General features: G+C 71.2%; 12 protein-coding genes. 8 read left to right on the top strand and 4 right to left on the bottom strand.

Annotated features, from left to right (window positions below):
* The first annotated feature begins 133 nt into the window (after positions 1-133).
* The 3 genes from ACFFIO_RS05195 (at position 134) to ACFFIO_RS05185 (ending at position 4120) form a co-directional block, all read left to right on the top strand.
* Positions 134-1150 (top strand): ABC transporter substrate-binding protein, encoded by a 1017-nt coding sequence (locus tag ACFFIO_RS05195; protein WP_378040529.1) that lies wholly within the window; start codon positions 134-136, stop codon positions 1148-1150.
* A 1-nt stretch (position 1151) separates the two neighbouring features.
* A complete protein-coding gene (locus tag ACFFIO_RS05190; RefSeq protein WP_378040528.1) occupies positions 1152-3062 on the top strand; it encodes a siderophore-interacting protein in 1911 nt (636 codons plus the stop codon).
* A gap of 68 nt (positions 3063-3130) precedes the next feature.
* Positions 3131-4120 carry an LLM class flavin-dependent oxidoreductase gene (locus tag ACFFIO_RS05185; RefSeq protein WP_378040527.1) on the top strand — a complete coding sequence of 330 codons (990 nt, stop codon included), beginning with the start codon at positions 3131-3133 and terminating at the stop codon, positions 4118-4120.
* A 42-nt stretch (positions 4121-4162) separates the two neighbouring features.
* Here ACFFIO_RS05185 and ACFFIO_RS05180 read toward each other — a convergent pair whose 3' ends face one another.
* Complete coding sequence (locus ACFFIO_RS05180) at positions 4163-4579, bottom strand: hypothetical protein (RefSeq protein ID WP_378040526.1); 417 nt, start codon at positions 4577-4579, stop codon at positions 4163-4165.
* 172 nt (positions 4580-4751) lie between these two features.
* Here ACFFIO_RS05180 and pheS point away from each other — a divergent pair, with 172 nt between their 5' ends.
* From pheS to ACFFIO_RS05165, 3 genes are all read left to right on the top strand, one after another.
* A complete protein-coding gene (pheS, locus tag ACFFIO_RS05175) occupies positions 4752-5822 on the top strand; it encodes a phenylalanine--tRNA ligase subunit alpha (protein ID WP_378040525.1) in 1071 nt (356 codons plus the stop codon).
* Between the two features lie 6 nt (positions 5823-5828).
* The gene (pheT, locus tag ACFFIO_RS05170; RefSeq protein ID WP_378040524.1) at positions 5829-8468 is read left to right on the top strand and encodes a phenylalanine--tRNA ligase subunit beta; all 2640 of its coding nucleotides are present in this window, start codon (positions 5829-5831) and stop codon (positions 8466-8468) included.
* A 115-nt stretch (positions 8469-8583) separates the two neighbouring features.
* Positions 8584-9306: a 4'-phosphopantetheinyl transferase superfamily protein gene (locus ACFFIO_RS05165; protein WP_378040523.1), complete on the top strand. Its 723-nt coding sequence runs from the start codon at positions 8584-8586 to the stop codon at positions 9304-9306.
* On the opposite strand, the gene ACFFIO_RS05160 is transcribed toward ACFFIO_RS05165, so the two are convergent.
* From ACFFIO_RS05160 to ACFFIO_RS05150, 3 genes are all read right to left on the bottom strand, one after another.
* Complete coding sequence (locus tag ACFFIO_RS05160) at positions 9298-10842, bottom strand: M1 family metallopeptidase (protein WP_378040522.1); 1545 nt, start codon at positions 10840-10842, stop codon at positions 9298-9300. The genes ACFFIO_RS05165 and ACFFIO_RS05160 overlap by 9 nt on opposite strands.
* The gene (locus ACFFIO_RS05155; RefSeq protein WP_378040521.1) at positions 10839-14987 is read right to left on the bottom strand and encodes a Pls/PosA family non-ribosomal peptide synthetase; all 4149 of its coding nucleotides are present in this window, start codon (positions 14985-14987) and stop codon (positions 10839-10841) included. Before ACFFIO_RS05155 ends, ACFFIO_RS05160 begins: the two co-directional genes overlap by 4 nt.
* A gap of 176 nt (positions 14988-15163) precedes the next feature.
* Entirely contained in the window at positions 15164-16159 is a 996-nt protein-coding gene (locus ACFFIO_RS05150; RefSeq protein ID WP_378040520.1) for a quinone oxidoreductase family protein, read from the bottom strand.
* Positions 16160-16338: 179 nt separating this feature from the next.
* On the opposite strand from ACFFIO_RS05150, the gene argC reads away from it, so the two are divergent.
* Together argC and argJ are read left to right on the top strand one after the other, a co-directional pair.
* The gene (gene argC, locus ACFFIO_RS05145; protein WP_378040518.1) at positions 16339-17379 is read left to right on the top strand and encodes an N-acetyl-gamma-glutamyl-phosphate reductase; all 1041 of its coding nucleotides are present in this window, start codon (positions 16339-16341) and stop codon (positions 17377-17379) included.
* Positions 17376-18536 (top strand): bifunctional glutamate N-acetyltransferase/amino-acid acetyltransferase ArgJ, encoded by a 1161-nt coding sequence (gene argJ / locus ACFFIO_RS05140; RefSeq protein WP_378040517.1) that lies wholly within the window; start codon positions 17376-17378, stop codon positions 18534-18536. The genes argC and argJ overlap by 4 nt, the downstream gene beginning before the upstream one ends.
* The last annotated feature ends 1 nt before the right edge of the window (position 18537 follow it).

Genomic DNA, 18537 nt, shown 5'->3' with positions numbered 1-18537 from the left:
GCTCCGGCCGTGGCCGGGCAGATGTCCGTTGGGGCGAGCACCGCGTCCGGATCGTCACCGGAATCCTGCCACATTAGGTAAGGCTTGCCTTAGGATTGCGTGCGGCTACTGTACCAATCCCCGAAGAGGACCGATGAACACCACCGCCCGCTACACCCGCACTGCTGTTGCCGTCCTGGCTGCCCTGTCCCTGGCGGGATGCGGGGGCGCTGGCGAGGCCGGTGACGCCTCGGGCTCCCCGGCCGGGGTCAGCTCCGGCGCCGCGCAGGCCGCCGGCCCGGTCTCCGTGGAGACCGACTACGGCACCGTGGAGGTCCCGCAGGATCCCCAGACGGTGGTGGTACTGAACTACGCCCTGGCCGGCTACCTCTACGACCTGGACATCCCCGTGACCGCGACCATCCCGGAGGACACGGAGGCCGGCGGCGAGCACTCGGAGTTCTGGGCCGAGGAGGCGGAGGAGGACGGCACCGTCTACCTGCCGTGGAGCGCCGACGGCTTCGACCTGGAGGCAATCCTCGCCCTTGAGCCGGACCTGATCATCGGCGGCGGCATCGGCTTCCCGCTGTTCCAGGCCGAGGAGGCCTACGAGGACCTCTCGGCGATCGCCCCGACCCTGCTCGTGGGCCGTGAGCTGACCTCCTGGCAGGATCAGTTCTCCTTTCTCGCCGAGGCCTTCGGCAAGGGCGACCTCTACGAGAAATACGTCCAGGCCTATGACGAGCGAGAGGCGGAGGTGCGCGAGGCCATCACCCCGCCCGAGGGCGAGGTCGCGTTCCTCTCGCTGACCGCAGACGGCACCCCCTACGGCCTGGTCGAGGACGTCGGTTTGCCCACCACCTTCACCGATCTGGGTTTCGAGGTGGCCCCGGTCTTCGCTGACGGCGGCTTCGAGGTCTACGGCCCGGGCGGTGACATGTTCGAACTCTCCACGGAGAAGGTCGGCCAGGTCATGACCCAGGAGACCCTGTTCATCGCCGGCTTCAATGCCGAGACCACCTCGGTGGAGGACCTCCGCGAGAACCCGGTCTACGCCGCCCTGCCGGCGTTCCAGGACAACCAGGCCCAGGAACTGCCGTACTGGTCGATCCGCGGCGACTATGACGAGGCCCTGGCGCTGCTGGACCAGATCGAGGAGCTGTACGGCTGAGATGGCCCAGCACGAGTTCGTCTCCCATCCGCTCACCGTCCGCCGGGTGCAGGTCCTGCGGACCACCGAGGTCACCCCGCGGATGCGGCGGGTCACGCTGACCGGCGACCAGCTCGGTGCCTTCGCGGTCGGCGGCCTGGACCGGCCGGGCTTCGCGTCGCCGACCTTCGACGACCACGTCAAGCTGATCTTCGCCTCGGACGGGGATATCGCCTCCGCCCTGCCCGAGCAGGTGCCCGGCGGCATCGAGTGGGGGCCGTCGTCCACGCGCCAGGGCCGGGACTACACGCCCCGCCGCGTGGATCCCGTCAGGCGGGAGGTGGACCTCGACTTCGTGCTGCACGGCCACGGTCCCGCCGCGAGCTGGGCCCGTGACGCGCAGCCGGGCGATGACCTCTGGTTCGTGGGACCGAAGTCCTCCACGGTCCTGCCCGAGGGTCTCGACTGGATCGTGCTCGCGGGAGACGAGACGGCGCTGCCCGCCATCGGCCGCTTCCTGGACGAACGGCCCGTGCAGGTTCCCGCCTACATCGTGGTGGCCGTCGCCGCTGACGAGGCACGGCAGGAGCTGAATCTCGGCCCGGAGGACCGGATCGAATGGGTGGTGTCCGATGATGCGGCTGCCGCCGCCGGCCTGCTCACCCCGGCCGTCCGCGGCCTCGACCTGCCGCCGGGGGCGGGCCAGGGGAGCGGATACGTCTGGGCCGCCGCGGAAAGCCGCGCCCTGATCCCCCTGCGCCGGTACCTCCAACGCGACCTGGGCATGCCCAAATCCCATCTGAACATCACCGGATACTGGCATGCGGAGGTCCCGCGTACGACGCCGGCCGGGCCGCCTCCCGCGGAAAGCGCGGCCCCGTCTCCGATGGACACGGAGTCCGCGTCCGCGCAGTGCGCGCCCACGGCGGAGTCACTGGAGCCGCCGGTGGCCTGGTTCGCGGCCCGTGCCGCCCTGCAGCTGGGCCTGATCGAGGCCGTCGCGGACCATCCGGGCGCCTCGCGGGGCAGGCTCGCCGGCCTCCTCGGCGTCCCCGAGGAGCCGCTGGGACCGCTGACGGCAGTCCTGGTGGACAGCGGCATCCTGACGGGGGACGACTCCACCCTCGACCTGGGTCCGCTGGGCGAGGAACTCCTGGTGGACGATCACCTGCAGGGTGACCTGACCGGGCTGGAGGCAGAACTCGTCCTGGCCCTCGATCAGCTCGCCCCGGCGCTGCGTGATCCTGGCACCGGGGCGTCGGCGTGGTCCCGGCGGCACGGAGCCAGCCTCTGGGGCGGCGCCCTGGCCAGCCGGGACCGCTACGCCGAGCTCCTTGCGGAGGGCGACATCCTCGACTACCTGCTCGACGTCGCCGTGGAGGACCCGTTCTGGACCAGCGTGGAGACCGCCGGCATCAGCGGTCCCGGAGCGGCCGCCGTCGTCCGGGCCCTGGTACGGCGTGACGCCCACCCGGCCCTGACCGTCTACGAGGACTGCGCCGGCCTGGAGGTCCTGCGAGCCGAGCTGGCCGGCAGGGAGGCCGTGCGGTTCAGCACCCTGACGGTCACCGATCCTCCGGTACCGGCGGACGTGCTCGTCGGTGGACTCGCCCTGGCCTACCGCACCGACGCCGAAGCAGTTGATTTCCTGCGGCGGGCGCACCAGACCGCCCCGTCACTCGTCCTGGTGGAGGCCTCGCGCCCGGACGGGCTGGATGCGCAGGCCCGCGAGCACGCCCTGCTGTCCCTGGCCGGCACCGGAACCGCGCACCGCGGGCGGGAGGCCATCGTCGCCCTGGCTGCCGGCTCCGGGTGGAGCCTGGACCGAGTGCTGCCCCTGGGCTGGGGCATCGAGGCCTTGTTCCTCACGGCCGGGTCGGACTCACCCGTCTCACCCGATCGGATCATGTCAGGGGAGTCTTCCGTGGAATAGAAGGGCCGTCAGCGGTGGTTGTCCCTGACGTACGCACCTGCTTCTGCCAACGTGAGGAACTTCGACAATTGTCTGTGCCCCTGAGCATCCTTGACCTGGTCTCCATTTCCGAGGGATCCACTGCCCGGGACGGTATCGCCGCCTCGATGGATTCGGCCCGCATCGCTGATCAGCTCGGCTTTCACCGGATCTGGTTCGCGGAGCACCACAACACCCCCAATCTGGCGTCCAGCGCCACCGCACTGCTGATCTCCCAGGCAGCCTCGGTCACCGAACGGATTCGGCTGGGCTCCGGCGGAGTCATGCTGCCCAACCATGCCCCGCTGATGGTGGCCGAGCAATATGGGACCCTGGCCAACATCCATGGGGACCGGATCGACTTGGGCCTGGGGCGTGCTCCGGGAACGGACATGATGACCGCCCAGGCCTTGAGCCGCTCCTCAGCCGAGCCGCAGGCCTTTGCCCAGAGCATCTACGATCTGCAGGGCTGGTTCAGCGAGACCGGAACCGCCCACAGCGTGCCCATCGTCTCCGCCGTGTCCGCTGGGACCGAGGTGCCCATCTGGGTCCTCGGATCGACCGTCAACGGAGCGTCCATCGCCGGCCAGCTGGGCCTACCGTTCTCCCTGGCCTCGCATTTCGCACCCGACCAGCTCGATCAGGCCATCCAGGTGTACCGGGACTCCTTCACGGCCGATGCACCCACCGCGCAGATCGACGAGCCCTACGTGATGGCGGGCATCAACGTGATGGTGGCCGCCACCGACCAGGAGGCAGCACGGGAACACACGGTGATCGAGCAGATGTTCCTCGACATCCAGCGCGGGCAGCGCCGCAAGCTCCAGCCGCCCGTGGACCCGGACACCCTTGCCGGTCCTGGCGGAGAGGGCAACCCGATGCTGCGGATCAAGGCCGTGGGCGCCCCCTCGACGGTGAAGGCCCAGCTGGAGGAATTCGTGGAGCGTACCGGCGCCGATGAGCTCATCACCGTCACCTACGCCTTCGACCCTGCCGTGCGGGACCGCTCCCTGGAACTGCTGGCCGAAACCTGGCTCTGAGTCCCGCAGGACACGGCGGACAGGCACCGGCCGACCAGCCCTCTACCGCCGCCGTGGCCACCGGGCCGGGCGCTCGCGGTAGCCGCCGGCCACCAGGCCGGCATGGCGCTCGAAGGGATTCCGCGAGGCCGGATCGCCGGTACGCAGCAAGGACCAACCGGCCGCGGTGAAGTACAGCACCAGGAACGGCAGCCCCAGGCACCACGCATACTGGGTGGCATGCCGGGACTCGTGCTCCAGCAGCCGGGCGGTCGGAGCGGTGTGGGGCCGGAACAGGACCACGTTGCCCACGGTGAAGGCGCCGCCGTCGGGAAACGCCCACCGGTAGCCGAACGCGAGGACCAGCCCCTCCGGGCCCCGCTGTATCCGGCAACCGGAGGCCAGGGCCAGCACGAGTCCCAGGGGCGTGGTCAGGTTCGCGGCGTTCCACAGCTGGCGAAACCGCAGGCGGAGGGGCATGGGCCCATTCTGCCCGGACAGGCCCAGGCGTCGTCGGTATGCCGTGCCTGCCCTCCGGCCATTAGACTGGCCGAGGCCTTCCGCCGGGTGCGGGTGGCCACACCCGAGGTCAAACTCGTATCTCTACGCTTTTTACATTCGCAACCTCAGAACATGAAGGTCGTTGCCCACCATGACGGAAACCCCCCAGTCGGACCCCAACAGGCCGGAGATCTCCCCGGCCGACGAGACCGCGGTGCACGCCGCCGTCGAGCAGGCCCTGGCGTCCTTCGCCGCCGCCGCCGACCTCGATGACCTCAAGGCGGCCCGACTGGCCCACACGGGGGAGAAGGCGCCACTGACGCTGGCGAACCGGGGGATCGGCAAGCTGGCCAAGGACCAGAAGGCCGTGGCCGGCAAGCTCATGGGCGGGGCCCGCAAGTCCATGGAACGGGCGCTCGCGGCCCGCACCGAGGTCCTCGAGGCCGAGCACGCCGCCCGCATGCTCGTCGAGGAGACCGTGGATGTCACCACGGCCGTGCGCCGCCGGCGTGTGGGCGCCCGGCACCCGCTGTCCGTGCTGCAGGAGCGCGTCTCGGACATCTTCATCGGCATGGGCTGGGAGATCGCCGAGGGGCCCGAGGTCGAGTCAGAGTGGTACAACTTCGATGCGCTGAACTTCAAGCCGGACCACCCGGCCCGCGAGATGCAGGACACCTTCTTCGTGGACCCGGCCGAGTCCCACCTCCTGCTCCGGACGCAGACCTCGCCCGTGCAGATGCGCGCCATGCTGGAACGTGGCGTCCCCGTGTACGTGCTCTCGCCCGGCCGGACCTTCCGCACCGATGAGCTGGACGCCACCCACACCCCGGTCTTCCACCAGTTCGAGGGCCTGGCCGTGGACAAGGGCCTGACCATGGCGGACCTGCGCGGCACCCTCGAGTACTTTGCCCGCCAGATGTTCGGGCCCGAGGCCACGATCCGGCTGCGCTCCAACTTCTTCCCGTTCACCGAGCCCAGCGCGGAGATGGACATCTGGCACCCCGGCGCCAAGGGTGGCCCGCAGTGGATCGAATGGGGCGGCTGCGGCATGGTGCACCCGAATGTGCTGCGTGCCGCCGGGCTGGACCCGGAGGTCTACTCCGGGTTCGCCTTCGGCATGGGCGTGGAACGCACCCTGATGTTCCGCAATGAGGTCCTCGACATGCGAGACATGATCGAAGGCGACGTCCGCTTCTCCCAGCACTTCGGAATGGAGATCTGATCACCCGTGCGCATCCCGCTGTCATGGCTACGTGAATATGTCCCGGTCCCGGCGGACGCGACCGCCGAGGATGTCATGGCCGACCTGGTGAGGGTCGGCTTCGAGGAGGAGGACGTCCACCGTCCCCTGGATGAGCTCTCCGGCCCCCTGGTGGTCGGCGAGGTCCTGGAGATGGTGCCCGAGCCCCAGAAGAACGGCAAGACCATCAACTGGTGCCAGGTCCGCGTGGTGCCCGAGGGCCAGGAGCAGACCCTGTCCGGCGAGGGCATCGACCCCTCCGGCGTGCAGGGCATCGTCTGCGGCGCCCACAACTTCCAGGTGGGGGACAAGGTCGTCGTCACCCTGCCCGGCGCTGTGCTCCCCGGTGACTTCCGCATCACCCCGCGCCAGACCTACGGCCACCTCTCCGCCGGGATGATCGCCTCGGCGCGCGAGCTCGGCCTGGGCGAGGACCACGACGGCATCATCGTGCTGTCCTCCCTCGGCTTCTCGCCCGAGAACGGCAACGACCCGGAGCCCGGCACGGACGTGTACGACCTCCTGCACCTGCGGGACGAGGCCGCCGAGATCAACGTGACCGCGGACCGCAGCTACGCCTTCTCCATCCGCGGCGTGGGCCGCGAGTACGCGCACGCCACCGGGCTGCCCTTCACCGACCCGGCTTCACTGGTCACGGCCCCCGAGCCGAACGGCCAGGGCCACCCGGTGCGCCTGGAGGACGAGCGCCCCATCTACGGCGTCCCGGGCTGCGACCGCTTCGTGACGCGCACCGTCACCGGCATCGACCCGAGCCGCCCCACCCCGCCGTGGATGGCCCAGCGACTGCGCCTGGCCGGCATGCGGTCCATCTCCCTGGGAGTGGACATCTCCAACTACGTCATGTGGGAACTCGGTCAGCCGCTGCACTTCTATGACGCGGCGAAGCTGCAGGGCCCGATCGTGGTCCGCCGCGCCGCCGAGGGCGAGACGCTGACCACCCTGGACGGCAAGTCGCGGACGCTCTCCTCCGAGGACCTGCTCATCACCGACGACCGTGGACCGATCGGCCTGGCCGGCGTCATGGGCGGCGGTGAGACCGAGGTGTCCGCGTCCACCACCACGATCGTCATCGAGTCCGCGCACTTCGACCCCGTGTCCATGGGCCGCACCCGCCGCCGCCACCGCCTGCCCTCCGAGGCCTCCAAGCGCAACGAGCGTGGCGTGGACTGGGAGATCGCGGACGAGGCGGCCGAGCGCGCCGTCCAGCTGCTCGTCGAGTTGGCCGGCGGCACCGCTGAAGCGGGGATCACCGAGGTGGGCACCCGTCCGGAGTCGATCGTCATCGAGCTGCCGGCCTCCTACCCGGGGGCCCGCATGGGCATCGAGTACACCGAGGACCAGATCGAGACGACACTGCGGGATCTGGGCGCCACGGTCGAGCGCGGCACGGCACCGGAGGCGGGACTTCCCGACGCCGGCCCGGCCGGGACGGTCTTCACCGTCACCGCCCCGACCTGGCGCCACGACCTGGAGATCCGGGATGACCTGGTCGAGGAGATCGCCCGCCTGATCGGGTACGACCAGATCCCGTCCACCCTCCCGGTGGCACCTCCGGGGCGCGGGCTGACCCGGGAACAGGCGGCCCGGCGCCGGGTGGTCCAGGGACTGGCCGACGCCGGACTGACCGAGGTGCTGGCCTACCCCTTCGTGTCCGAGGCGCAGAACCGCTTCTTCGGCTCCGCCACCGGGGACGAGGGCGCCGCGCAGAGGATGGTGCACCTGGCCAACCCGATCTCCGCCGAGTTCGGGTACCTGCGCACCTCCCTGTTGCCCGGGCTGCTGGACATCGCCCGCCGCAACCACTCCCGCGGCTTCCGGGACCTGGCCCTCTACGAGTCGGGCCTGGTCTTCCTGCCCGGTGAGCAGGTGGGCTCGGCCACGATCCCGCCGCTGGGGGCCCGCCCCGCGGACGAGGTGCTGGCGGATCTGGAGGCCGGCATCCCGGACCAGCCGCGGCACCTGGCCGCCGTCCTCACGGGACACGACTCCGCACCCGGTGCCGGCCACCAGCCCCGTCCGTACGACTGGCAGGACGCCCTCGGTGCCGCCCTGGACGCCGCAGCGATCCTCGGCGTGGACCTGCAGGTCGCCCAGGGATCCCATCAGGCCTTCCACCCGGGCCGCACCGCCGAGCTGCGGTTGGCCGGTTCTGCTGGTTGCGCTGGTTCCAATGGTGCCGACGGCATCGTCATCGGGGTGGCCGGGGAACTGCTGCCGTCCTGGCTCGAGGACGCCGACCTGCCCGCCCGCATCGTGGCCATGGAGCTCGACCTGGACGCCCTGATCGCCGCAGCAGCCGACGTGGTGGTGGCCCGGCCGATGTCCACCTTCCCGCTGACCAGCCAGGACGTGGCCCTCGTGGTCGCGGACGACGTGGTGGCGGGAGATGTCCTGGAGACCCTGCGTGAGGGGGCAGGGGAGCTGCTCGAGGACGTCAGGCTCTTCGACGTCTACTCCGGGCAGGGCGTGGAGGACGGCCACCAGTCGCTGGCCTTCTCGCTGCGCTTCCGTGCCCCGGACCGGACCCTGACCGCGGACGAGGCCTCCGCGGCCCGCACGGCCGCCACCGACCTGGCCGCCCGTCGCCACGGAGCCGTCCAGCGCTAGCGTGCACTCGGCCACCAGGTCGGGGACTCCGCCGGCAGGGCAGTCAGGGAAAGCCGGGAACCGAGGGTAGGCCGGGAACTCAGGGCAGGCAAGGCAGGCAGAGAAAGTAGGGACCATGGGCACAGGTGACGGGCCGGCGTCGGGCCCGGGATGGCACGTGGTGGTCACCGGCCCCCGGACCGGTGACCAGCGCCGTGAGGCCCTCGACTTCCTCGCCGTGTCCCTGGGGCACCGGCCGGGGACCTTCGAGGTCATCCACCGCTGTTCCCACTGTGGGTCCGAGGACCACGGCCAGCCGGAGCTGCGTCACAGCCGGTTGGCCCGGCGCCGGCGGGGTCCCGACGCCCTCGCACCGGGGGACCTGGCCGCGCCGCTGCCGGCCGTGAGCTTCAGCCGGGCCGGAGGCTGGCTCGCCACCGCCTGGCTCGGGGTCCCGGACACGGTGGCGGGCTGGCGGATCGGGGTCGACCTCGAGCAGGCCGGCTCCGCGGCCTTCGCCGAGCCCTCCGAACTGGCCGGCGTCGGCTTCTCTGCGGAGGAGGAGCGGCTGCTCGGTGCCCTGGAGGACCACGTGCGCCCGGGAACCCGCGGCCTGCTGTGGTGCGCCAAGGAAGGCCTCGCCAAAGCCCATGGCACCGGATTCATCGGCGACCCGGCAGACGTGGCGGTCACGCTGCCCGGGACCCTGGAACTGGCGGTGCCGGACCGGCCCGGTTCCGTCATCGTCCCAGACCGCGACTGGCCAGGGGGCCCTGCCCCCGATCACCTGCTCGGCGCCGTCGTGCTCCTGCCGCCGGCCGGGCCAGGGTCCGAAGGGACTCCCGCGGCGTCAGCGTGACGTGGGGAAGGCCGGCAGTGCGGGCTCGCACAGCCACGGCAACATGACCGCACGCGCATGACCGGCCGGGTGACCGGCCGCCTCGGCCTGGCGGTCGGCGTGGTCCAGGAACATCCCCGTGTCCACGGAGGAGTGCCGGTGCTCAGCCACCCAGGAGCGGATCAGGTCCGTGAACACCTCATCGCCCACGGCCCGGTTGAGGGCGAACAGGGTCAGGGCCCCGCGCTTGTAGATGCGGTCGTCGAACATCAGCTCGGGCCCCGGGTCCGCCACCACCAGGTCCTTGGCCTTCAGCGCCAGTCCTCGCCAGGCGGTGCGGGCCAGCGAGGCCAGCGTGCCATGCCCCGATTCCGCGCCCCACAGCCATTCGCTGTAGCAGGCGAACCCCTCGTGCAACCAGATGTCCTGCCACCGGCGCAGGGTCAGCGCGTTGCCGAACCACTGGTGCGCCAGCTCGTGGGCCACCAGCCGCTCGGCGGCCCAGGAACCCGTCAGGTGATTGGACCCGAAGATGGACAGGGACGCCGCCTCCAGCGGGATCTCCAGCACGTCGTCCGTCACCACGGCCGTGTACCGGTCGAAGGGGTAGGGGCCGAAGTGCCAGCTGAAGCACGCCATCATCTCGGTCTGCCGCCCCAGGGCCTCCAGGGCGCGGTCCTGCAGGGCCGGGGAGACCGCCAGGAACACGGGAGCCGGCTCGTGGTCGGTCACGCCCGCGAGGCCCGTCTCGCCGTGGCCCTCGCCCCCGTGCCGGCTGTGGTTTTCCTGGCCGTCTCCGGCCTCCGGGACATGACCTGGCCGCCATTCCCCGTCCGTGCCCGGCAGCAGGTCCTGCACCAGGCCCCGCACCCGCTGGCGGAAGGAGCCGGTGGCGCGGTGGCGCCCCGTGGGGTGTTCCGGCACGGCGACCAGCTGGTACCGGCCGATCTGCAGGGTGACCAGGTAGGTGGGGGCCGGGTCACGCAGCTCCCAGGTCCACTCCTCACGGGAGGACCGGCGGCGGTGACCGGTGGGCAGGCCGTTGCAGACCGGCAGGTATCCGGCGTCCGTGGCCACGGTGAAGTGGTAGGTGGACTTCACGGACGGGTGGTCCACGCATGGGAACCAGGTGGCTGCGCCGTTGGGCTGGCCCGCCACCAGCACCCCGTCGTCCAGTTCTTCCCAGCCGATCTCGCCCCATGGCCCGTCCAGTATCTTCGGCACCCCGGCGTAGGTGACCTCGAGGGTCAGGGGGGCACCGGCGTCGAGCCTGGTGGCCAGGTCGACGACCAGCCGGCCCCTGCGCACAGCGGACTTGGCGACCTTCACGGTACGGCTCTCCGAGGCAGCGGTGACCTTGCTGACCGAGAGCTCATGCAGATCGAGCTCGATCCGCTTGGCCGGCCGCAGGACGGTCCCCTCGAGGCGGGCCTTCCCGGCGATCCGGTTGGCGGCCAGCTTGACCTCCAGCTGCAGATCGTAGTGGCCCACCGTGAAGTCCGGCGTCCCCGATCCGGGGATGTACGGATCGGGTAGAACCGGGGTTTCCACACTCACGGGCGGCTGTGCTCCTCAGGGTCTTCGGCCGCAGTCGCGGCTGTTGTCTCGGCGTCTCGCTCGGCGGCTCGCCTTTCGGCGGCCCTCTCGGCTGCCTTCTCGGCCTTCTCCTCGAGCCGTTCCAGTCTAGTGATGGCCGCAGCGCGGCCCTTCACCTTCGGGCCCTTCCACGGGGCCACCGGGTTGCCGGTCCACCAGGAGTGGCCCGGGACCATCTCACCGCGCATGATGAGCGATCCCGCGCCCACCGTGGCGCCGTCGTCGATGGAGGCCGCAGGCAGGATCACCGAGTTGGGCCCGAGGGTCGAACCCTCGCCCAGCTGCACGGTGTCCAGGGACATGACGCGGTCATGGAACAGGTGGGTCTGGACCACGCAGCCCCTGTTCACGGTCGAGGAGTCGCCCAGGGTCACCAGGTCGGCCTCGGGCAGCCAGTAGGACTCGCACCACACGCCGTGGCCGATCCGGGCTCCGAGGGCGCGCAGCCACCAGACGAGGGAGGGAGTGCCGGAGGCGATCCGCCCGAACCACGGGGCGGAGACCACCTCGACGAAGTTGTCCACCACCTCGTTGCGCCAGATGAAGGAGCTCCAGAGGGGATGCTCCCCGGTCTTGATCCGGCCGACGAGGACCCTCTTGGCCAGGACGGAGGAACCGGCCGCCAACGCGCCGGCGGCCATGAGCACCACTCCGCCGAGCACGACGGCGAGCCACCAGCCCCCGGGCCCGGCCCCCTCGGCCGCGCCTCCGCCGAGGTGGGCGAGCCCGTCGAGGGCGACCACCACGAGCACCGCGATGACGCTGGAGACCCAGACCGCCAGCAGGCGCAGGGACTCCCAGGCACTGCGGACGCGCTTGAGGCGGGCCGGCGGATCATAGGTCAGGGCGTCGTCGGCCTCGACCTCGGTCCGGCGCAGGCGCACGGGCGGGGACCCCAGCCAGGAGGAGCCGGCCTTGGTCTTCTTCGGGGTGGCGGACAGCACGGCCACGAGGGCGTTCTTGGAGAGCTTGCGTCCGGCCGCGACCATACCGGAGTTGCCGACGAAGGACTTCTTGCCGACCTTCGCCTGGCCCACGTACATCCAGCCGCGCTGCAGCTCATAGGAACCGATCATGGTGTCATCGGCCAGGAAGGCGCCATCGCCGATCTGGGTCAGGGCCGGTTGCAGGATGACGGTGGACGCCTCCACGTTGGCGCCGACCTCGGCCCCCAGCCAGCGCAGCCACACCGGGGTGAACCGGGAGGCGTACAGCGGGAAGAGCAGGTCACGGGCAGTGTCCAGGACGCGTTCCGTAGCCCACAGTTGCCAGCCGATGCGGGAGCGGACGGCGTGGTAGCCCTCGGCGACGCCGAGGGACAGCAGCCGCACGGACACCACGGTGAACAGCATGTTCGCGCCGAACCACACGGCGGCGATCAGGGGGCTGGCGGCCAGCAGCCGCCAGGCGGAGCCGAGTGCGGTCTCGGGGGCCGCGCCGGCCCCGCCGGACTGCCAGTCCGGCCACCAGGTCAGGGACCACAGGCCTACGAGGGCGGCCGCCACGGCCGCGGCAAAGGGCAGCAGGGCCAGGACGCCGGAGCCGATGGCGGACAGCACGAGCCAGCCGGTGGCCCGCGGCGGGTCGATGTTCGGGCCGTCGTACTTGGCCTTGCCGAGGCGCTGGGCGGGGGAACCGGCGTACTCGAGGCCGTCCTTGGCCTTCCCGGTCACCGTGGAGCCCGGCTGGATGACGGTCCCGGTGCCGATGACGGCGCCGGGCATCAGCGTGGAGCGGGAACCGACCACGGCGTCCTCGCCGGCAGTGATGGCGCCGATGTGCACCACGTCACCGTCGATCCAGTAACCGGACAGGTCGACCTCGGGCTCGATGGAGCTGCCGGAGCCGAGGTCCAACAGCCCCGTGATGGGCGGGACCGAGTGCAGGTCCACGTGCTTGCCGATCCGGGCACCGAGCAACCGGGCGTAGGTGGGGACCCACAGGGCGCCGCCCAGGGACACCGGGTCCACGAGGTCGGAGATGTGCTGCGCCAGCCACAGGCGCAGATGGACCTTGCCGGACCGCGGATAGGAGCCGGGTTGGATCCCGCGCAGCAGCAGCCGGGCCGCCACCACGGAGATCGCCATGCGCCCCGGCGGGGAGACGAAGACCAGCCAGCCGGCCAGCACCCACCACCAGGAGACGGTCGGTGCCCCGGGCAGGACGCCCCAGGCAGCGGCCAGGTTGGACCCGGCGGCCAGGTAGACGACCCAGCGTAGGGCCACGAGGATGACCAGGGGGATGCCCATCAGCGTCTGGAAGACCTGGGCCTTGCGTGCGGTGCGCACCACGGGGCGCGGTTCCACGGGCTCGGCCGGTTCCACCGGCCGGCCGTCGTTGCCGGTCACGGCCTCCAGCAGGGCGCCGGCACGGGGGTGGGCGTAGATGTCCCGCACGGTGACGGAGGGGTAGCGGGTGCGCAGGCGGGAGACCAGCTGTGCGGCCGCCAGGGAGCCGCCGCCGGAGGTGAAGAAGTCGGTGTCCAGGTCCTCCGGGGCTACGCCCAGCACGTCGGACCACTGGGACAGTACCCAGCCGCCGGGGGACTCGGGATCCAGGGGGAGGTCGGAGTTCGGGCCGGAGCCGCCGTGGCCGGAGCCCTGTCCGGCCTGACCTGGCAACGGCCACGGCAGGGCGTTGCGGTCCACCTTGCCGGAGGTCTTGGTGGGCAGGGTCTCCACCGTGACCAGGCGGGGGACCAGTGCTCCGGGCAGTTCCTTCTCGAGGAGCCGGCGGAAGGCCTTCAAGTCGGGTTCGCCGTGTTCCGTCGTCGACGCCGGCACCGCCAGGTACCCGATGAGCAGTTGGGTTCCGGCTGGGGTCGTCTGGACCGCGGCGGCCCCGCCGGCGACGCCCGGCAGAGCCTGGAGGGCCGCATCGATCTCTCCGAGTTCGATGCGGCGGCCGCCGAGCTTGACCTGCTCATCGGCGCGGCCCACGAACAGCAGTCCGTCCGGGTCCCAGACCACGAGGTCCCCGGAACGGTAGGCGCGGTCCCACCCGAGGGACTCCATCGGGGCATACTTCTCGGCATCCTTGGCCGGGTCGAGGTAGCGGGCCAGGCCGACGCCGCCGATGATGAGCTCTCCGGTCTCGCCCTCGGCCACGGGGATTCCGGTGGCGGGGTCCACGATGGCCAGGTCCCAGCCGTCCAGGGGCAGGCCGATGCGCACCGGTCCGGTGCCGTCCATGGGGGCTGCGCAGGCCACCACGGTGGCCTCGGTGGGTCCATAGGTGTTCCAGAGCTCACGGTCGTCCTCAACCAGCCGGGCCGCGAGCTCCGGTGGGCAGGCCTCGCCGCCGAAGATCAGCAATCGGACGTTCTCCAGGGCCTCCGGGGGCCAGAGGGCGGCCAGCGTCGGCACCGTGGAGACCACGTTGATGGAGCGGGAGACGAGCCAGGGGCCGAGGTCCATGCCGGAGCGGACCAGGGAGCGTGGGGCGGGGACGAGGCAGGCGCCATGGCGCCAGGCCAGCCACATCTCCTCGCAGGAGGCATCGAACGCGACGGAGAGCCCGGCCAGGACCCGGTCGCCGGGTCCGAGGGGGTCGTTCTGCAGGAAGATCCGGGCCTCGGCGTCCACGAAGGCCGCGGCGTTGCGGTGGGTGACGGCCACGCCCTTGGGCGTGCCGGTGGACCCGGAGGTGAAGATGATCCAGGCATCGTCCTCCGGCCCGGGTGGGCGGGGGCTGGGGAACGGCTTGGGACGCTTCGAGGACGTCTGCACCCGGCCCTGACCGGAGAGGATGGCGGCCACCTTGGCCTCGGAGAACACCAGCCGGGCCCTCTCGTCCGGGTCGTCCGCGTCCACCGGGACGTAGGCGGCGCCGATGTACAGGGTGGCCAGGATGGAGACGTAGAGCTCCACCGTTCCGGAGGGGATACGGATGCCGATCCGGTCCCCGGCGCCGAGGCCGGCACCGTGCAGGGCTCGGCCTGTTACTTTCACCTCGTCCAGCAGTTCCGCGTAGGACAGGACGGTCTCGCCGTCGTCCAGGGCCGGCGCCTCGGGGTGCTGCTGGGCGGTGGCCTCCAGCAATTGGACCAGGGTCCGGACCGGAGGGGCCTTCTCGGCGGAGGGCAACTGGGGCACATGGGGGGACACGGTGGTGTTCGGCCTACTTCCGACTCAGGTTCAACGGGATCGAAACGGGATAAAAGTGCGGATCGGAAAAAGAATGCCTGTCATCCTATCGTGATTCCTGTCCGTCGGTCCGGAGATGTCGGCGCCTGACGGCCGCCCGACGATGCGCTCGGCCGGTGTCCCGGCCGCCGGCTGGTCTACGGCAGCAGCAGGGACTTTCCGGTGGTGCGGCGGGATTCGAGGTCCCCGTGCGCCCGGCCTGCCTCGGCGAGGGGATAGGTCGCTCCGATCCGGAAGTCGAGGGTGCCGGCGTCGAGGGCGGAGAACAGCTCCCGGGCCCGCCACCGGGTCTCCTCGGCGGTCAACGTGTGGTGCACCAGGGTGGGGCGGGTGAGGAACACCGAGCCGGCGGAGTTGAGGCGCTGGGGATCGACCGGCGGCACCGGCCCCGAGGCGCCACCGAAGAGGGCCAGGGTTCCACGGATCCGCAGGGAGGCCAGGGACTCGTCGAACGTGTCCCGGCCGACTCCGTCGAACACAGCGTCCACGCCGCGTCCGCCGGTGAGGTCCCGCACGGCGTCGGCGAACCCCGAGTAGTCGAGGACGTGGCTGGCGCCCGCCGCGCGGGAGAGCGCCCTCTTCTCCTCGGTGGAGGCCGTGGTGATGACGGTGGCGCCGTGGGACACGCACAGCTGGGTCAGCAGCAGGCCCACGCCCCCGGCGCCGGCATGGACGAGGACCGTCTGGCTCGGCTGGACCTCCACGGTGGACCGGCACAGGTAGTGGGCGGTCATGCCCTGCAGGGGGATGGCCGCGGCCTCCGCCGGGTCCACTCCGCTCGGCACCGGCAGCAACTGGTCCACCGGGGCGGTGAAGTACTCGGCGTAGGTCCCGGAACCGGCCGCCGTGGCGACCACATCGCCGACCGCCGCGGACGCACCGTCGGCCTCGGGGCCGAGGGCGATCACCGTCCCCGATCCCTCGGAGCCGGGAGTGAACGGGTGGGGCATCCGGTACACACCCGAGCGCTGGTAGGTCTCGATGAAGTTCAGGCCGGCGGCCGCCGTTCTGACCAGGACCTCTCCGGGGCCCGGCGAGGGGACGGGGACCTCCGTCCACTGCAGGGTCTCGGGCCCCCCGGAGGCGTGGACGCGAACGGCATGCTGGGTGCTGGGGAGGGGAGTCTCGGTCATGGTGCCTACCGTAGTCGCGCCCGGCGGCCCGAGGGGCGGTGGCGCGTAGACGGTGCGTGGTCCCACGGTGACCGTCGGGTGAACAACCCGCCGGTGCCGGACCGCCCGGCGAGGGTGTGCACGCGGCCCGATCTTGCATAAATATTGGCAACACTGCATATTTCACCTAGCATGGGCGCATGAGTCTCACAGTTGCCGTCTCCGGTGCCAGCGGATATGCCGGAGGAGAAGTCCTGCGCCTTCTCCTCTCCCACCCCGAAGTGGAAATCGGGGCCATCACGGCCCACTCCAACGCCGGGGAGCGCCTGGGTGCTCTCCAGCCTCATCTGCATGCCCTGGCCGATCGCATCCTGCAGGAGACCACGGCTGAGGTGCTGGCCGGCCATGACGTCGTCTTCCTGGCCCTGCCGCACGGCACCAGTGGGGCCATCGCCGCCGAACTCGAGCTGCTCTCGCCCGGAACCCTCGTGATCGACGCCGGCGCGGACCACCGCCTGCAGTCACCGCAGGCCTGGGAGAGGTTCTACGGCTCCGACCACGCCGGGACCTGGCCCTACGGCCTCCCCGAACTGCCTGGACAGCGGGCGGAGATCGCCGGGGCGTCGCGGATCGCCGTCCCGGGCTGCTATCCGACCACGTGCCTGCTCGCCCTCGCCCCCGGTTTCAGCGCCGGGGTGCTCGAGCCCGACGACGTGGTGATTGTGGCCGCCACCGGGACCTCCGGTGCCGGTAAGTCCCTCAAACCCCACCTGCTGGGCAGCGAGATCATGGGCTCCATGAGTCCCTATGGCGTGGGTGGTGGACACCGTCACACCCCCGAGATCGAGCAGGGGCTCACCCAGGCGGCGGGGGAACCCGTCACGGTGTCCTTCACCCCGACGCTGGCGCCGATGCCCCGCGGCATCCTGGCCACCGCCACGGCCCGCCTGAAGCCCGGCGTGGACCCCACCGAGGTCCGTGCTGCCTGGGAGCGGGCCTACGGGGAGGAGCGGTTCGTCCACCTGCTGCCCGAGGGGCAGTGGCCTACCACCCAGTCCGTGTTGGGCTCCAACCACGTGGTCATGCAGCTGGCCGTGGACGCGCACGCCGGCCGCGTCATCATCACCGCCGTCCTGGACAACCTGACCAAGGGGACTGCTGGCGGCGCCATCCAATCCATGAACCTCGCTCTCGGCCTGGCCGAGGAGACGGGCCTGACCCAACAGGGGATCGCACCATGAGCGTCACCACAGCCCAGGGTTTCCGCGCCGCAGGTGTGGCCGCCGGACTGAAGTCGACCGGGAAACCGGACGTGGCCGTCGTCGTGAACGACGGACCGGACCGCCACGCGGCCGCCGTCTTCACGTCCAACCGGGTGGCCGCCGCCCCCGTGGTCTGGTCGCGCCAGGTGATCGCGGACGGGCGGGTGGATGCCGTGGTGCTGAACTCGGGCGGGGCCAATGCCGCCACCGGCCACCAGGGGTTTCAGGACACGCACGCCACCGCGGAGCATGCCGCGGGACAGCTGGGGATCTCCGCCGGGGACGTGCTCGTGTGCTCCACCGGCCTGATCGGGCTGCCCCAGCCGATGGACCGGTTGATCCCGGGCGTGACCGCCGCCGCGGAAGCGCTGGGCGCCGACGGTGGTGCCGATGCGGCCGAGGCCATCATGACCACGGACTCGGTGCCCAAGACCGCGGTCCATCGCGGCCCCGGGTACGTGATCGGGGGTATGGCCAAGGGAGCCGGCATGCTCGCACCGGGAATGGCGACCATGCTGTGCGTCATCACCACTGACGCGGTCGTGGACCCTGCGGACCTGGGCGCGGCCCTGACCGAGGCGGTCCGGACCACGTTCAACCGCACGGACTCCGATGGCTGCATGTCCACGAACGACACCGTGGCGCTGCTCGCCTCCGGCGCGACCGGGACCCGACCGGACGTAGCGGAGTTCCAGGAGGGACTGCGCACGGTCTGCGCGGACCTGGCGCGGCAACTGATCGCCGACGCCGAGGGTGCCGCCCACGAGATTTCCATCCAGGTGGTCAACGCGAGCACCGAGGAGGCCGCCGAGGCGGTGGCCCGCGCCGTGTCCCGGTCCAACCTGTTCAAGGCCGCCGTGTTCGGCCAGGACCCGAACTGGGGGCGTGTCATCTCCGCCGTCGGCACGGTGCCGGAGGAACTGGCCCCGTTCGACGCCGAGCGTCTCGACGTCCACTTCAACGGCGTCCAGGTCTGCCGCGACTCCGGGGTGGGCGAGGACCGCGAGCTCGTGGACCTCTCCCCACGCGAGGTGAGCGTGGTGATCGACCTGCACGCGGGCGAGGCCACCGCCACCATCTGGACCAACGACCTCACGCACGACTACGTGCATGAGAACTCCGCGTATTCGAGCTGAG

Source organism: Citricoccus parietis (genome assembly GCF_042433045.1).
In the GTDB taxonomy this organism is placed as follows: Bacteria; Actinomycetota; Actinomycetes; order Actinomycetales; family Micrococcaceae; genus Citricoccus; species Citricoccus parietis.
Note: the sequence above shows the minus strand (reverse complement) of the source record. Positions and strands in the feature narration are given on the sequence as shown.

What these genes read in the sequence shown, in the direction of transcription:
- ACFFIO_RS05195 (WP_378040529.1), top strand. Translation starts at nt 134, where the DNA reads ATGAACACCACCGCCCGCTACACCCGCACTGCTGTTGCCGTCCTGGCT.
- argC (WP_378040518.1), top strand. Translation starts at nt 16,339, where the DNA reads ATGAGTCTCACAGTTGCCGTCTCCGGTGCCAGCGGATATGCCGGAGGA.
- pheS (WP_378040525.1), top strand. Translation starts at nt 4,752, where the DNA reads ATGACGGAAACCCCCCAGTCGGACCCCAACAGGCCGGAGATCTCCCCG.
- ACFFIO_RS05190 (WP_378040528.1), top strand. Translation starts at nt 1,152, where the DNA reads ATGGCCCAGCACGAGTTCGTCTCCCATCCGCTCACCGTCCGCCGGGTG.
- argJ (WP_378040517.1), top strand. Translation starts at nt 17,376, where the DNA reads ATGAGCGTCACCACAGCCCAGGGTTTCCGCGCCGCAGGTGTGGCCGCC.
- ACFFIO_RS05180 (WP_378040526.1), bottom strand. Translation starts at nt 4,579, where the DNA reads ATGCCCCTCCGCCTGCGGTTTCGCCAGCTGTGGAACGCCGCGAACCTG.
- ACFFIO_RS05150 (WP_378040520.1), bottom strand. Translation starts at nt 16,159, where the DNA reads ATGACCGAGACTCCCCTCCCCAGCACCCAGCATGCCGTTCGCGTCCAC.
- ACFFIO_RS05165 (WP_378040523.1), top strand. Translation starts at nt 8,584, where the DNA reads ATGGGCACAGGTGACGGGCCGGCGTCGGGCCCGGGATGGCACGTGGTG.